Genomic DNA, 14,856 nt, shown 5'->3' on the forward strand with positions numbered 1-14,856 from the left:
TCAACTTCGAGTTTTTCTACGGGACCCGGACTCCGGCTCCCGTGGACCGCTAGCGCGCCAAGCACCCACGAAGCCCCGGAGTCCTCGGATTCCGGGGCTTCGTCGCTTCCGGGCCGGGACTCCCCGCACAGAGTCGAGAGGTCACCCCGATGAACAGCACCGACACCGCACCCTCGAACGAGGACATCGACGTCCTGCGCCAAGAGATCGACTCCCTCGACGCGGAGATCCTGCGCCTGGTCAAGCGGCGGTTGGACGTGTCCCGGACGATCGGCGCGGCGCGGATGGCCGCCGGCGGCACGAGGATCGTGCACAACCGGGAGATCGACGTCCTCAACCGCTACCGGGAACTCGGCCAGGAGGGTCGCGACCTGGCGATGATCCTGCTCAAGCTGGGCCGCGGGCCGCTCGGCCGCTAGCCGCCCGCGCCAGGTCGCGGTCCACGAGCTGCACGTCGTCGGGCAGGTACGCGAGGGGGTCGTCCACCAACGGCCCGGCCCCCACCAGCCCCTCCACCAGCGCGTGGAGGCACAGCGCGGCGTAACCGCGCAGGTAGCCGCCCTCCTGGGTGAGGACGGTCGGCAGGTCCAGCGCCGCCACCCGCCGGCCGATGTCCCGGTACCCGGCGGCGGTCAGGTTGTGCCTGCCGTTCGGGTCGAACGCCGAGCCGTCGAACCCGGACGCGCAGACCAGGAGGTCCGCGCCGTGCTCGCGGATCGCGGGCAGCGCGAGTTCGTCCAGCGCCCGGCGGTAGGCGGTGTCGCCCGCGCCCAGCGAGAGCTCGACGTTGAGGTTGCCCGGGTCGCTCTCCTCCGGACCGCCGGTCTGGGTGTGGTTCGCGCCCCACGGGCCGTGCCGCATGTGCACGGAGATTGTCAGCACCTCGTCCACGCCCCGGAACACCTCCTGGGTGCCGTTGCCGTGGTGCACGTCCCAGTCCAGCACCGCGACCCGCCGGCCGGCCCGCCGGGCCGTCTCGGCGACCAGGGCGGCGTTGTTGACCAGGCAGTAGCCGTCCGCCAGGTCCTTCTGGGCGTGGTGGCCGGGTGGCCTGACCAGCGCGTACGCCAGGCGGGTCGAGCCGTCCGCGACGGCTTGGTACGCGGCCAGCGCGGTGCCGGCGGCGGCCCGGATCGCGTCCCACGAGCCCGGACCGACGACGGTGTTGGTCTCCATCGACACCCGCGTGCCCCCGTGGCACGCCTTGTACAAGGCCGACAGGTACGCGGGCGTGTGGACGCGCGCCAGCTCCTCCCCGGTGGCGAACCGGCCCTCGGACCACGTGAGGTGCGGAGCGACCGGACCGCGGGTCAGGGCGTGCCGGAACGTGCGCAGGCGCGCGGCGTTCTCGGGGTGCGCCTCGGGCACGTCCAGCCACGCCCAGTCGCCGGGCAGCTCCCACAGGCCCTCGCCGGTGTCGTGCGCCAGGCAGGCGTCGTGCCAGAAAAACTCCACCCCGGGTGGATATCAGGGCGATCACCCATGGGCCAAACCGAATAATCGCAGGCACACTGGACGCATGGGAGTCATCGGCATCATCACGGGTCTCATCGCGATCCTCGGCGTGCTCGCCACGCTCGCGCACGACGGCTACCTGGCCATGCTGGGCTCGGCCGCCAAGTCCAAGCGGGCGGCGGGAACGCCGATCGCGCAGTACGTGCGCAGCCGGTGGACGGTCGCCGGCGTGACGACGGTCGTGGCACTGGTCGGCCTGCTGATCACCTCGGGCGGCAACTACGCCAGTGACATCATCGGCGCGCTGGTCGCCGGTGGTGCGGGCCTGGCTGCCACGAACGCGTTGCAGAGCAGTCGCAAGAAGCTCAACAGCGGCGGCTGAAGTTCACACGGTCAGGTGCGACTGCGCACCGGCAGGCTGACCTGTCGAGCCACCACCCGCCCCTGCCCCTAACCTGTGGTCGGCGCAGGGTTTTCGACGTCCCACCCCCATCTTCCCTGCCCCTGAACAGGTGAACCGCGGCCCGACTCGCGTCAGGCCCGGGGGTGGGAGGGATCACAACAGGTATGGACATCGGGCAACCGGAACGGTCTGGCAGGCACCGGGTGGAGCACGAGGGCGGGGCCGTCGCCCTGTCGCCGGGCGGGAGGCGCGAGCACGCCCCCGGTCCGCACGCGACGCGGGTGGTCCGGCCGGACGCGTTCCCGGTGCAGCGCACCCGTGACCCGCTGGTCGACACCGACGCGGTCGGCCTGCGCAAGTTCAACATCGGGCTGGTACCGGCTTCGGTGACGCCGCCGCGCACCTGGAAGCGGGCCGCCTGGTTCGCCGTCGCGTCGTCGGCCGCCGTGCTGGTGGGCCTGGCGTACGCGGCGGCCAAGCTGGTCGGCGCGGACTCGCCCGACGAGCGGATCGGGATGCCCGGCTACCCGACCACGAGCCCGCTGATCACCGGGTTCGGCACCACCACCGCCGCCCCGCCGGCGCTCGGCGAGGACTGGCCGGACCAGCGCCCGGCACCGCGACCGGACCAGTGGTCGGTCGACCAGACCGCGGCGCTCCGGGCCGCCGCCGACGACGACGACCGCGCCGGCACCCCGGGCACGATCACCGGGACGGCGTCCCCCGACGCGCCAGCGGGCGCGCCCGCCGGCGACGACGCACCCCCCGAGGGCCGGCCGGCCACCGCGCTCGGCCGGCCGTCGAGCGGGCCCGGCCCGAGCACCTCGCCGACCGTGACCACCGTGCCGAGCGAGGCGAAACCGCTGGTGGACGGCGCTGCGATCGCGTTCCGCACGGAGCGGTTCTTCGAGGAGGCGGTGGCCGACGCGACGGCGGCGCTGGCGATGGTCGCCGACGTGTTCCGGACCGACGCCGAGGCGCTGCTGGAGCAGCGCTTCGCGGACGTGGCGGCGATCGAGGTCACCGCGATCACGGTCGACCCGACGTCCGGGGCCACGGTCAGCACCCTCCAGATGACGAAGAAGGACGGCAGCACCACCACGGAGCGGCGCGAGCTGGTCTTCACCACCGAGGGCGAGCCGCTGATCAACGCCGAGCGCCTAATCGGCACCCCGTAGCCGCCCGGGAACCGGTCCGGCGCGGGTCGGGAACCGCCCGGGAGCCGGGTCCGGAACCGGCTGCGGAGGGCGACGCCGAGCGGCTCCCCGGCGACGGCCAACGGTCGTTCGCAAACGTACAGCCCTCGGCCCCTCCGCACTTGATCGCCTGATCGAGGGACAGCGGCCGACCGCTGACCGCCACGAAAGGGTGAACCCGCCACCAGTGCTGGCTTTCCGCTGGTGGGGCGCGGTACGAGTTCTCGCTGACGACACAGGTGCGAGGGAGTCGCCAGTGCAGCGCCCTACGACGAGCGGTCGCCGGCACAGCCGCGCGGGGTCGGTCTCGGTCGCCGACCTCATCCGCAAGCAGCGCGTCCCGTCACGCGGTCCGTCCCGGGAGCGGGCCGACGCGCGCGGCCCGGTCGCCGGCCCGCTCGGGGAACCCGCGCACCAGGCCCGGCCGTCCCGCCGCACGCGCCGGATCGCGGGGCTGTCGGCCGGCGCGTTCGTGCTGCTGGTGTCGGTCGTGACGGCCTCGGTCCTGGTGGCCGACCGGGACCCCGGTCCCCGCCCGCCCGCGATCGCCCCGCCCGCCGAGATCACCGGGTCCTCGGCGCTGCGCCCGGACGTGCTGGTGGCGGAGCTGGCCGGGCCGCGCGACGTGCCGCCGGTACCGACCGCGCCCGTGCTGCCGGTCGCCGACCTGCCGATGGAGCCGGCGAGCCCCGTGGTGCCGCCCCGGGAGGCCGCTCCCCGGTCCAAGCCCCAGGTTGACGTGGTGCGCCACTTCTACGAGCTGCTGCCCGCCAGGCCCGCCGACGCGGCGCTGCTGCTGACCTCGGACCTGGTCGGCGGGAGCGCGCGGGACTTCGTGGCGTCGTGGGCCGCGATCCAGGCCATCACGATCGAGTCGACCACCCTGCGGCCGGACGGCACGGTGCACGCGGCGGTGTCGATGCAGGAGCGGTCGGGGCGGTGGGTGCGGGTCGAGCACCGGTTCTGGCTGACCGACACCAGCCCGCCGCGCATCAGCGGGTCCGAGGTCAGGTCGGCCCAGCGCAGTTGACGCTGGGTGGCGATCTTGAGCCGAGATATCACTCAGCGTTGATAAGTGCAGTCCTTGACTGCGAAACTTCCCCCAAAGGGGTTACGAATTCGGTCACGATTCGGTATCCATGATCCCGGTTGGTAGCTCAACGCACACTTCCGGGAAAGGTGACCTCCGGTGTCGAACGACGACAACCGCCGTCGACAGGATGGCTCGACGGCCAAGCTGTCCGTCGCCGACCTGATCGCCCGGCGCGAGGCGGAGACCCAGCCGATCCCGCGCATCACCGGCGAGGAGACCGTGCGGTTCGCGCGGGCCAACCTCTCGGGCCACGAGCTGCACATCACCGAGCTGCTGCGCCGCGAAGGCCGCGCCGGTGAGGAAGAGCGCGGTGGCGGGGGCTTCTCCGTGCCGAAGCTGGTCGCGATGGCCAGTGGCGGCGTGGTGCTGGCCGGCGCGGTCGCGTTCACCGCCACCAGCCTGCTGTCCTCGCCCGACGAGCGCCCGCTGGCCGAGGTCCGGTACGACAACCGCCCGGCGGCCCGGAGCACCAACACCGTCGGCAACGACCTGGCCGCCGCCGCGAAGGCGCAGCAGGCCCAGCCCGTGCAGCAGGAGGAGACCGCCGCGCCGACGACGACCGCCGCGCCGGTCCGGACGACCACGCAGCGCGCGCGGGCCACCCAGCAGCCGGTCCCCGCGCCCACCACGACGACCGAGCAGGCCCCGCCGCCGGTCGAGCAGCCGCCCACCACGACGGTCCCACCGTCCACCGAGGTGCCGCCGCCGCCCACCACGACGACCGCGCCGCCCTCGCCGTCCGCCGCACCGCCGCCCACCGGCAGCACCACCCCGGCCCCGTCCTCGGGCGTGAGCACCCCGCCGCCCCCCTCCGCGCCGCCCACCTCCGCGCCCGGTTCCGCCGTGCCCACCTCCACGGCCCCCGTCGTGGCCTACGGCGTCGACCTCGGCCCCGTCATCGACCCGCTCGGCGGGTTCGACTTCTTCTCGCCCGCCGCGTAATCGCGACCGGCGAGCGTCCACCGGCCCGGCGTCGGCCCCTCGGCCGCGCTGCGGGACCTGCTGCGGAGCTGCCGCGAGACGTGCCGCGGGGTGTGCCGGAACGCGAGCGACGCCCGGCGTGCCAGGATTGGGCCGTTCGGACCCAAATGACGCGATCTTCACCCGAACAGGTGGCTTCCGCCGGCGGATTCGGGTATCCCTTCCCGATCCGGACGTGGCTCGCGTGACCTGCGCAACGGTCGGAAAGCCGTTGTCACCGCCGAGGTAGGCTGTCCGCGCACCGATCCGCACGACGAGGAGCCCGAGCGTGAGACCTGCTGCCCTTGCCGCGGTCCCGCAGCGCCCCAGCGAGGTGGTCCGGTGAGCTCCGAAGAGCGGCTGATCGCCGAGCGCTACCGCTTCCTGGACCGGATCGGCAGCGGTGCGATGGGCATCGTCTGGCGGGCCCAGGACGAGCGCCTCGGCCGGATCGTCGCGATCAAGGAGCTGCTGCTCCAGCCCAGCCTCGACAACACCGAGCGGGACGAGGCGATCCAGCGCGCCATGCGCGAGGGCCGGATCGCGGCCAAGCTGCACCACCCCAACGCCATCGCGGTGTACGACGTGGTGGAGGAGAACGGCGCTCCGTGCCTGGTCATGGAGTACCTGCCGTCCAGCAGCCTGGCCGACACGATGGCCGAGCACGGCCCGCTCGAACCGGTGGAGGTCGCGCAGATCGGCGCGCAGGCCGCCGCCGCGCTGGCCGCCGCCCACACGGCGGGGATCGTGCACCGGGACGTGAAACCGGGCAACGTGCTGCTGGCGGACAACGGCCTGGTCAAGATCACCGACTTCGGCATCTCCCGGGCCAGCGACGACGTCACGGTCACCAAGACCGGCCTGATCGCGGGCACGCCCGCCTACCTCGCGCCGGAGATCGCGCGCGGCCAGGACCCGACGCCCGCGTCGGACGTGTTCTCCCTGGGCTCGACGCTGTTCGCGGCGGCCGAGGGCGAGCCGCCGTTCGGGTTGAGCGAGAACACCCTGGGCGTGCTGCACGCCGTCGCGGCCGGTCGGATCAACCCGCCGACCGTCGACGGCCCGCTGGCCGACGTCCTGCTGGTGCTGCTCAACTACGACCCGGCGGACCGGCCAACCATGGCCCAGGCCCGCGACATGCTCAACGCGGTGGCCCACGGCCGCACCCCCGGCCTCGGCGGTGCCGTGCCGGTGCCGGCGGGCGGGACCGCCGTGATGGACGCCGACCGCACCCACCTGGTGCGGCCCGCGCCGCGCACGGCCGGCCCGCGCACGGTGGGTCCCACGACCCCGGTGACCGCCCCGCCCACGTCGAACAACACCCGCGCGCTGGTGATCGCCGCCGTGGTGCTGGGCTGCCTGCTGCTGATCGGCCTGCTGCTGGTCCTCCAGGGCGCGTTCAACGCCAAGGAGCCGGTGGCACCGGCGGTCACCACCAGCACGTCCACCACGCCGCCGGCAGCGACGACCACGACGCCTCCTGTGACCACCACCACAGAGGTGCTGCGCACGACTACCGAAGAACCGCAGCCCACCACCACGACCACCACCACCACGACGACCACGACGACCACCACGACGCCGCCGCCGACCACGACGCCGAAACCGACGACGGCGCAGCCGACCACCACGCCGCCGGCAGCGACGACTACGAGCGTGCTGCCCCAGGAGGGGTAGCAAACCTCGTAAGGTGGGCGACGAACCCGATCGGGTGACGAAACGTCCCTGTCCTGGCGGCGTTGTCACCGGTGTTCGCCCCTGACCAGCCCGAGCTAGCTTTGGAGCACCTGTGACCGACGACGGCCGCCTGGTTGCCGGCCGCTACCGACTGGGCCACCGGATCGGCAGCGGAGCGATGGGCATCGTCTGGCAGGCGCACGACGAGCGCCTCCACCGCACCGTCGCGGTCAAGCAGCTACTGCTCCAGCCCGGCCTGGCCGAGGCGGACACCGACGAGGCCAAGCGGCGGGCGATGCGCGAGGGCCGGATCGCGGCCCGGCTCCAGCACCCGCACGCGATCGCGGTCTACGACGTGGCCGAGGACGACGGCCAGCCGTGGCTGGTGATGGAGTACCTGCCGTCCAAGAGCCTGTCCACGGTGCTGTCCGAGCGCGGCACGCTGTCGCCCCGCGACGTGGCGTCGATCGGCTCCCAGGTCGCCTCGGCGCTGGCCGCCGCGCACATCGCGGGCATCGTGCACCGGGACATCAAGCCCGGCAACGTGCTGCTGGGCAACGAGGGCACCGTCAAGATCACCGACTTCGGCATCTCCCGGGCGACCGGCGACGTCACGGTGACCGCCACCGGGATGCTCGCGGGCACGCCCGCGTACCTGGCCCCGGAGGTCGCGAAGGGCTACGACCCCGGTCCGCCCTCGGACGTGTTCTCGCTGGGCTCCACGCTGTACGCGGCGATCGAGGGGATGCCCCCGTTCGGCCTGAACGAGAACACCATCGCGCTGCTGCACCAGGTCGCGTCGGGCAAGGTCACGCCGCCCAAGCAGGCCGGTCCGCTGACCGCGCTGCTGATGCGCCTGCTGCGCGCCGAACCGGAGGACCGGCCGACCATGGCCGAGGCCAAGGAGGCGCTCGCGGCGGTGGCCGCCGGGCGGGCCGCGCCGGAGTTCCCGGTGGCGCTGCCGCAGACGCACCCGCCGTCGTGGCGGGGCGTGCCCGTGCAGCCGCAGCCGCCGCAGGCCGCGCCGACCCGCGCGATGGCCCCCGCGCAGCCCGCGCCGTCCGCGACCCGGGTGGCCCCGGTGCCGACCCCGCCGCGCCCGGCACCCGCGCTGTCCCCGCCGCCGCCCCGGCGACCGGCCGCCGCGCCGCGCCAGGAGCCGAAGCCGGCGGGTCGCGGGCCGGTGAAGAGCAAGCGCTCGACCGTCGTCACCGCGCTGGCCATCGCCGCCGCCGCCGTGGTGGGCATCCTGCTGGCGAGCATGCTGTCGCGCGGTGACGCCGAGAACCAGGCCACCCCGAACACCTCGACCACGCAGCCCGCGGCCGGCGGCGAGCCGCCGGTCTCGACCACGAAGAAGACGGCCGCCCCGCCACCGAAGATCACCACGGACCCGACCCCCGCCCAGCAGGAACAGGCGATTCGCGACTACTTCGGGTTGATGCCCACGAACGTGGAAGACGGCTTCAACCGCCTCACCGCGGAGATGAAGAGCGGCAACGGCGGGTTCGAGGGCTACAAGACCTGGTGGAGCCAGGTCCAGTCGGTCGAGCTGACCAGCGTGAAGCTCAACGAGCCCTACGCGTACGAGGTCGACGTCGCGTACACGATGAAGACCAACTCGGTGTCCCGCGAGCGCAAGCTGATCGTGCTCAAGTGGGAGAACCAGGGTCTGTTCATCTCCCGGGACCAGCTCCTCGGGAAGTCCTAGCCCGAGCGGTCCGGGCGGGTCCTGAGCCCCGCCCCCGGGCGGCTGCGCGTCCCGCTCGGCCGACGTCGCGGCCGGGCGGCGGGTGTGACCCCGCGCGACCAGCCGGGTACCGGCCGCCTACCGCCCCCAGGGACCCCCGTCGTGCCTGGGAGGGGGTAAGCGACCGGGTCAGTTGGTGGAGACCAGCTTCGCCAGCTCGCGGTCGAAGTCGATCCACAGGTCCTCTTCACCGGGCTGGACCACGTCGTAGGTGAGGTCCAGGAACTCGGCGATGTCCTCGGCCTGGGCCGACAGGATCGCGAAGCCCGTCGGGGCGTTCAGCTCCAGCAGGACCCGCTCCGGGTCGTCGGCGGCCGGCCGGACCAGGATGTCCCCCTCGCCGGACGGCGTCAGCAGCCCGTCGGCCAGCAGGTCGCGGGCGAAGATCCACTCGACCTTGCCCTGCCCGGTGTGGAACAGCACGGCGACCGCGTAGGGGTCTTCCGGCTCGTAGTGCAGCTCGGCTTCCACCGGTGCGGGCGCGACCCCCGGAACCAGGAGGTGGAACGTGGTGCTCGCGGTGATGCTCTCGGCGCTCATGGTGGTGGAGTCCTTCCCGTGTTCATCCCTCTCTATGGAGAGGAGACGTCCGAGAAGGCCGATCGGGACGTGGTTCGGGCCAATACCACGCTATCGGGGGAGACCTGGGTCTCAGGTCCACCCATTTGCCCAGTTCGGTTGTCTCGTTTGGCCTATACCGACGAGTAACCCAGCGTTATCGCAGGTCACTTGAGCGTAGTCACCGGGACCGCGTCGGTCGGGATGATCGCCGTCGCGGGCTGCCGGCGGGTCAGCGCGACCCCCACGAGGACCACCACCATGCCCACCACGACCCGCGCGTTGAGGTCTTCGCCGAGGAACGCCGCGCCCAGCAGCACGGACACCACGGGCAGCAGGTAGCCGACCGTCGTGGCGTTCGTGGGGCCCTCGTCCTCGATCAGCCGGTAGTTGAGGACGAACGCCGCCCCGGTGCCGAAGACGCCCAGGACACCCACCGCCACCAGTGCCTGCCAGGTCAGGTGGGTCTCCTCCAGGCCGCCGACCGGCAGCACCAGCACGGTCAGGCCGGTCGCGGTGACGAGCTGCGCGGAGGAGAGCTGGATCGAGGACAGGCCGCGCCCGGAGATCGTGCGGCCGATGTAGGTGTAGCTGACCGCGTACGAGGCGGCGGCGGCCAGGCACGCCACCGCGCCCCAGCTCGCCAGGCCGGCCTTCTCCCACGGCGCGAAGATCAGCAGGGTGCCCGCGAAGCCCAGCCCGAGGCCGACCAGGCGGGCGGTGTTGCGCCGGCGCTCGAAGCCCAGCAGCAGGCCGAGGGCGAGCGCCCACAGCGGCGTGGTGGCGTTCAGCACGCCCGCGACGCCCGAGTCGACGGTCTGCTCCCCCACCGCGAACAGCACGAACGGGATGACGTTGCCGAAGACCGCGGCGACCGCCAGGTGCCCCCAGAGGCCCTTGCCCGACGGCAGGCGCTGCCCCCGCGTGAAGCCCAGCACGACCAGCACCACCGCGCCGAGCAGCGTGCGCACCAGGGCGATCTGGACCGGCGACAACCCGGTGAGGGCGATCTTGATCCACAGGAAGCTGGAACCCCAGAGGAGGGCGAGGACGCCCATCCTGACCACCGTGCCCGGTCTGTTCACCACCACACCTTGCGATACGGAAAGCAACAGGACAAGTGAAGAGAACTGCACAACCTTTAAGCTGAGCTGTACGATCGGGGCATGTTGGACGTGCGACGCATGCAGGTGCTCCGGGCCGTGGTCACCACCGGTTCCATCACCGCCGCCGCGGTGAACCTCGGCTACACCCCGTCCGCGATCAGCCAGCAGGTCGCGGCGCTGGAGAAACAGGCCGGCCTGCCGCTGCTGGACCGGGTGGGGCGGGGTGTGCGGCCCACCGTCGCGGGTCGGGTGCTCACCGAGCACGCGGCCCACATCACCGACCGCCTGGTGGAGGCGGAAGCCGCGCTGGCGGACCTCCGGGAGGGGCGCACCGGGCGGTTGCGGGTTCGGTACTTCGCCACGGCGGGCGCGGCCCTGGTGCCCCCGGCCGTGGCCGCGTTCAAGGCCCGGCACGCCGACGTGCAACTGGACCTGAAGCTCACCGAGCCCGACGACCCGATGGTCGAGGTCGAGGCGGGGCGCGCGGACGTGGCGCTGTCGGTGTTCCCCCGGGTGGCCGAGGTGCCGCGCGGGGTGCACGTCGTGCACCTGCTCGACGACCCGTACCTGGCGGTCCTGCCGCGCGGGCACGAGCTGGCGCGCAAGCGGGTGCTCGACCTGGCGGACCTGGCCGACGAACCGTGGGTGGACGCGGTGAACCCGCCGGGACCGTGCCGGGACATCGTGCTGAACGGCTGCGCGGCAGCCGGGTTCGCGCCGAACTTCGTGCTGGAGTCCGACGACTACCCCACCGCGCAGGGGTTCGTGGCGGCCGGCCTGGGCGTGACCATCGTGCCGAAGCTGGGCCTGGGCGTGATCCACCCCGGCGTGATCGTCCGCAAGCTCCGCCACCCGGAGCCGACCCGCACCATCTGCGCCGCGATCCGCGAGGACAGCATCGACTCGCCGACGGTGCGGACCCTGCTCGACGCCCTCAAGGCCGCCGTCGCCTGAGCGCACCGGCCCGGTGCTCCGGGGCGTCGTGCCCGGTCCGGCCGGAGCTCAGACCAGCCGGCGGTCGGAGGCCCAGCGGGAGAGTTCGTAGCGGTTGGAGAGCTGGGTCTTGCGGAGCACGCTCGACACGTGCGTCTCGACCGTCTTGACCGAGATGAACAGCTCGGACGCGATCTCCTTGTACGCGTACCCGCGCGCCAGCAGCCGCAGCACGTCCCGCTCGCGGGGCGTCAGCAGGTCGAGCTCGGGATCGCTGATCGGGGCCGCGCCCGGCCGGTCCGCGAACGCGTCCAGCACGAACCCGGCCAGCCGGGGGCTGAACACCGCGTCGCCGTCGGAGACCCGGACCACCGCGCGCACCAGCTCCTGGCTGGAGATGGTCTTGGTGACGTACCCGCGCGCGCCCGCCCGGATGACCGCGATCACGTCCTCCGCCGCGTCCGACACCGACAGCGCCAGGAACACCACGTCGGGCAGCGCCGTGCGGACCTGCCGCAGCACCTCCGCGCCGCCGCCGTCGGGCATGTGCACGTCCAGCAGCACCACGTCGGGCCGCACGTGCCCGATGCCGACGACCGCCTCGCCGACCGACCCCGCCTCGCCGACCACGTCGACCTCGTCGGTGATCGAGTCGAGCTCGGCCCGCACCCCCGCGCGGAACAGGGCGTGGTCGTCCACCAGGAACACCCGCACCGCCGCCTTCTCGGTTGTCACGTCCTGGCCTCCGTCTTCTGGTTACCGGCGGTCTTCCTCGGCATGTGCAACTGCACCTCGGTCCCCTCGCCGGGCGTGGTGCGCAGCCGCACTTCCCCGCCGTGCCGGTCCATCCTCCCCCGGATGGAGTCGGCCAGGCCATGCCGGTCCTCCGGAACCAGCGCCGGGTCGAAGCCCGTGCCCCGGTCGCGCACGAACACGGTCACCTGCTCGGGCTCGACCTCGCCGTACACGCTGATCTCGCCGACGCCCGCGTGCTTGGCCGCGTTGACCATCGCCTCGCGGGCCGCCTGGACCATCGCCAGCAGGTTGTGGTCCAGCTCGCAATCCCCCACCACGACCTGCTGGACGGCGATCGCGAACCGGTCCTCGACCTCGCCGGACACCTCGGCGATCGCGGCGGACACCGTGGCCGGCCGGCCGTCCTCGGCCATCGCGGTCCCGTACAGCCAGTCCCGCAACTGCCGCTCCTGGCCGCGCGCCAGCCGCTTGACCTCGCGCGGCCGGTCCGACTGCTTCTGGATCAGCGCCAACGTCTGGAGCACGGAGTCGTGCAGGTGGGCGGCGATCTCGGCGCGCTCCTCGGTGCGGATGCGGACCCGGCGCTCCTCGCCCAGGTCGTTGATCAGCTTGATCCACAGCGGCACGGTGAGCACCGCGACGCCGCCCAGCGTGGCCACCACGGCGAGCAGCGCGAACCGGAGCTGGTCGATGCCGTAGCTGCTGATCAGCAGCACGCCGATGCCGATCGCGACCAGCGCCACCCCGGACAGCACCCGGACCAGGGCGGCCCGGCCGGTGCCGAACAGCCCGGACTTCGCGCCGTCGCGCCACCGCCTGCGCTGCGCCTCGTCGGCCTCCCGCCACACCACGGCCGCGCCGACCAGGGCGACCGCGAGCGGACCCACGATCCAGCCGCTGACCGGCCCGGACAGCAGCCCGCCGATCACCGCCGCGCCGATGCCCAGCGCCACCAGGCCGAGCGCCTGCTGGCGCTCCTGGGGCTTCGGGGGCTTCTCCGGGGTGTCCACCGAGCGCTGCGGCACGAACAGCCACAGCAGGCCGTAGGCGACGACCCCCACGCCGTTGAGGGCGGTCAGCGCGGCGAACACCGCGCGCACCCAGAACACCTCGACCCCGAGGTGGTCGGCGACACCGCCCGCCACGCCCGCGACGACCCGGCCGGTGCGCCGCCTGCGCACCGGCTCGTGCCCGCGACCCGCCTTGCCCGGTGCGCCCGGCTTGGCCGCCACCGGGATCGGCGCGGTCGCGCGGGACGCCACCAGGTCGGGTGCCGCCAGGTCGGGCGCGGTCGGGTGCGGCGCGGTCGGGTGCGGCGCGGTCCGGTCGGGCACGCCCGGGTCGGGCGTGGCCGGTTGGGGCGCGGAATCCACCTGCGAGCTCACCTCCTGATGGTCACACGGGCCGTTCCCCGTTCCATCAGGGTTCCACCCGATGCCCGGTTCAGGGTGGGTCCCCGATGTGCGCGGCCCTCCGGACAACCATGCTCGTCATCGTGAGCGGGAACCTGAGCACGGCCGGCGTCGAAGAGACGCTGAAGGACTTCTGGGTCAGCCGACCCAGGCGGCCACACCAGGGGCGGAAGATCGCCGGTGTCGCCGCCGGTATCGCCGAGCGGTACCAGATCGATCCGGTCATCGTCCGCGTCGCGTTCGTGGCCATGGCCCTGTGCAACGGCGCGGGGTTCCTGATCTACCTGCTGGGCTGGCTGTGGCTGGCGCAGGCCGACGACGAGGTGTCCGCCGCCGAGGCGCTGATCGGCCGGGGCCGCAGCTCCACGCCGGTGCCGCTGACGATCCTGCTCGGCCTCGCGGTGTTCCCCGCGACCGGCTTCTTCGTGGACGGCGGCTTCACCATGGTGGCCGGCGTGCTGCTGTCCGTCGGCTCGATCTACCTGCTGCACCGCAGTCGGGGTTCGCTCAACCGCCCGCCCTCCGCGCCCGAGGTGACACCCGTGGACACCGCCGAGTCGCCGACCGCCCGGGTGACGCCGCCGGCCTGGGACCCGCTGGGTGCCGCCCCGTTCGCGTGGGACCTGCCCGAGCCGACGCCCACGAGCGCGGTGCCGGTCGTGCAGCCGGCCCGGCCGCTGCGACACCGGCGCAAGTCCCGGGTGGGCGTCGCGACGTTCGGGTTGTCGCTGGTCGTGCTGGCCGGAGGGCTGGTGGCGTCCTCGTACAGCACCTGGTTCAGCGCACCGCACGTCATGGGCCTGGTCACGGCGACCCTCGGCCTGGGCCTGCTGGTGGGCGCGTTCCGGGGCGGTGGTCGCGGGCTGATCGGCCTGGTGCTCCCGCTGAGCCTCGCGGGCGTGGTGCTGACCAGCGCGGACTTCACCTCGTTCGACGGTTCGGAGCACGTGGGCGACGTGACCGCCCGGCCGGTGACGCTCGACCAGGTGGAGCCGCGCTACGACACGAAGGCGGGCAGCGTCGACCTGGACCTGACCGGCCTGCCCGCCACCGGCTCGGTGAAGACCGAGGTCGAGGTGGCGGTCGGCAGCGCCCACATCCGGGTGCCCGCCGACGCGGACGTGGTCGCGACCTGCCGCGCCGGCCTCGGGTCGGTGCGGTGCCTCGGCCCGGAGCGTGGCGGCCGGAACACCACCTCGACGGTGGACGACGAGGGAGCCGGCAAGGGCGGGCTGGTCGTGGAGCTGGACATTCGCGCGGGAGTGGGAGAGGTGGTGGTGAGCCGTGGCTGACCAGGAGTCGATCGAGAAGCGGGGCGTGGACGTCGTGGGCCTGGTGTTCGGGGCCGCCGCCCTGGTCGCCGCCGCCTACATGCTGTCCGACGGGACGTCGTGGCCGGCCTTCCTGGACCTGAGGTGGGTCCTGGCGGGTGGCGCGATGCTGATCGGCCTGGGCCTGCTCGCGGGCTCGGCCCGGCGCAGGCGCTAGCCGGAGGGCGGCGCGGGAGCGCCGACCGGGGAGGCGCAGGAGAACCTGGGGGAGGAAGGGCCGGCTCGC

Annotated in this window: 15 protein-coding genes; 10 read left to right on the top strand and 5 right to left on the bottom strand. The window is 73.3% G+C overall.

Annotated elements, in window-relative coordinates:
• Positions 1-149: 149 nt before the first annotated feature.
• Positions 150-419: a chorismate mutase gene (locus tag AB0G01_RS07085; RefSeq protein WP_360940609.1), complete on the top strand. Its 270-nt coding sequence runs from the start codon at positions 150-152 to the stop codon at positions 417-419.
• Here AB0G01_RS07085 and AB0G01_RS07090 read toward each other — a convergent pair.
• Positions 388-1,455 carry a histone deacetylase gene (locus AB0G01_RS07090; RefSeq protein WP_360940611.1) on the bottom strand — a complete coding sequence of 356 codons (1,068 nt, stop codon included), beginning with the start codon at positions 1,453-1,455 and terminating at the stop codon, positions 388-390. The genes AB0G01_RS07085 and AB0G01_RS07090 overlap by 32 nt on opposite strands.
• A gap of 64 nt (positions 1,456-1,519) precedes the next feature.
• On the opposite strand from AB0G01_RS07090, the gene AB0G01_RS07095 reads away from it, so the two are divergent.
• From AB0G01_RS07095 to AB0G01_RS07120, 6 genes are all read left to right on the top strand, one after another.
• Positions 1,520-1,837: a hypothetical protein gene (locus AB0G01_RS07095; RefSeq protein WP_360940613.1), complete on the top strand. Its 318-nt coding sequence runs from the start codon at positions 1,520-1,522 to the stop codon at positions 1,835-1,837.
• 185 nt (positions 1,838-2,022) lie between these two features.
• Positions 2,023-3,036: a hypothetical protein gene (locus AB0G01_RS07100; RefSeq protein ID WP_360940615.1), complete on the top strand. Its 1,014-nt coding sequence runs from the start codon at positions 2,023-2,025 to the stop codon at positions 3,034-3,036.
• 274 nt (positions 3,037-3,310) lie between these two features.
• Positions 3,311-4,084, top strand: a complete 774-nt coding sequence (locus tag AB0G01_RS07105; protein ID WP_360940617.1) for a hypothetical protein — start codon at positions 3,311-3,313, stop codon at positions 4,082-4,084.
• 159 nt (positions 4,085-4,243) lie between these two features.
• The gene (locus AB0G01_RS07110) at positions 4,244-5,089 is read left to right on the top strand and encodes a hypothetical protein (protein ID WP_360940619.1); all 846 of its coding nucleotides are present in this window, start codon (positions 4,244-4,246) and stop codon (positions 5,087-5,089) included.
• A 360-nt stretch (positions 5,090-5,449) separates the two neighbouring features.
• Positions 5,450-6,784 carry a serine/threonine-protein kinase gene (locus tag AB0G01_RS07115; RefSeq protein ID WP_360940621.1) on the top strand — a complete coding sequence of 445 codons (1,335 nt, stop codon included), beginning with the start codon at positions 5,450-5,452 and terminating at the stop codon, positions 6,782-6,784.
• 112 nt (positions 6,785-6,896) lie between these two features.
• On the top strand, positions 6,897-8,495 hold the full coding sequence (locus tag AB0G01_RS07120; RefSeq protein WP_360940623.1) for a serine/threonine-protein kinase: 1,599 nt from the start codon (positions 6,897-6,899) through the stop codon (positions 8,493-8,495).
• Between the two features lie 168 nt (positions 8,496-8,663).
• Here the strand turns inward: AB0G01_RS07120 and AB0G01_RS07125 are convergent, their stop codons facing one another.
• Positions 8,664-9,074: an SsgA family sporulation/cell division regulator gene (locus tag AB0G01_RS07125; RefSeq protein ID WP_015105167.1), complete on the bottom strand. Its 411-nt coding sequence runs from the start codon at positions 9,072-9,074 to the stop codon at positions 8,664-8,666.
• Between the two features lie 185 nt (positions 9,075-9,259).
• The gene (locus AB0G01_RS07130) at positions 9,260-10,183 is read right to left on the bottom strand and encodes a DMT family transporter (RefSeq protein ID WP_360940625.1); all 924 of its coding nucleotides are present in this window, start codon (positions 10,181-10,183) and stop codon (positions 9,260-9,262) included.
• 75 nt (positions 10,184-10,258) lie between these two features.
• Here AB0G01_RS07130 and AB0G01_RS07135 point away from each other — a divergent pair, with 75 nt between their 5' ends.
• The gene (locus AB0G01_RS07135; RefSeq protein WP_360940627.1) at positions 10,259-11,152 is read left to right on the top strand and encodes a LysR family transcriptional regulator; all 894 of its coding nucleotides are present in this window, start codon (positions 10,259-10,261) and stop codon (positions 11,150-11,152) included.
• Between the two features lie 48 nt (positions 11,153-11,200).
• Here AB0G01_RS07135 and AB0G01_RS07140 read toward each other — a convergent pair whose 3' ends face one another.
• A complete protein-coding gene (locus tag AB0G01_RS07140) occupies positions 11,201-11,866 on the bottom strand; it encodes a response regulator transcription factor (protein WP_360940629.1) in 666 nt (221 codons plus the stop codon).
• Positions 11,863-13,272, bottom strand: a complete 1,410-nt coding sequence (locus AB0G01_RS07145) for a PspC domain-containing protein (RefSeq protein WP_360940631.1) — start codon at positions 13,270-13,272, stop codon at positions 11,863-11,865. Before AB0G01_RS07145 ends, AB0G01_RS07140 begins: the two co-directional genes overlap by 4 nt.
• A gap of 110 nt (positions 13,273-13,382) precedes the next feature.
• Between AB0G01_RS07145 and AB0G01_RS07150 the strand changes: the two genes are divergently transcribed.
• Both AB0G01_RS07150 and AB0G01_RS07155 read left to right on the top strand, forming a co-directional pair.
• Complete coding sequence (locus AB0G01_RS07150) at positions 13,383-14,591, top strand: PspC domain-containing protein (protein ID WP_360940633.1); 1,209 nt, start codon at positions 13,383-13,385, stop codon at positions 14,589-14,591.
• Complete coding sequence (locus AB0G01_RS07155; RefSeq protein WP_360940635.1) at positions 14,584-14,787, top strand: hypothetical protein; 204 nt, start codon at positions 14,584-14,586, stop codon at positions 14,785-14,787. Before AB0G01_RS07150 ends, AB0G01_RS07155 begins: the two co-directional genes overlap by 8 nt.
• Positions 14,788-14,856: the final 69 nt, after the last annotated feature.

Source organism: Actinosynnema sp. NPDC023587, from assembly GCF_040640215.1.
Lineage (GTDB): Bacteria > Actinomycetota > Actinomycetes > Mycobacteriales > Pseudonocardiaceae > Actinosynnema.

Bases quoted from the DNA above. Each gene is read 5' to 3' on its own strand.
- AB0G01_RS07125 (WP_015105167.1), bottom strand. From the start codon at position 9,074: ATGAGCGCCGAGAGCATCACCGCGAGCACCACGTTCCACCTCCTGGTT.
- AB0G01_RS07100 (WP_360940615.1), top strand. From the start codon at position 2,023: ATGGACATCGGGCAACCGGAACGGTCTGGCAGGCACCGGGTGGAGCAC.
- AB0G01_RS07095 (WP_360940613.1), top strand. From the start codon at position 1,520: ATGGGAGTCATCGGCATCATCACGGGTCTCATCGCGATCCTCGGCGTG.
- AB0G01_RS07135 (WP_360940627.1), top strand. From the start codon at position 10,259: ATGTTGGACGTGCGACGCATGCAGGTGCTCCGGGCCGTGGTCACCACC.
- AB0G01_RS07085 (WP_360940609.1), top strand. From the start codon at position 150: ATGAACAGCACCGACACCGCACCCTCGAACGAGGACATCGACGTCCTG.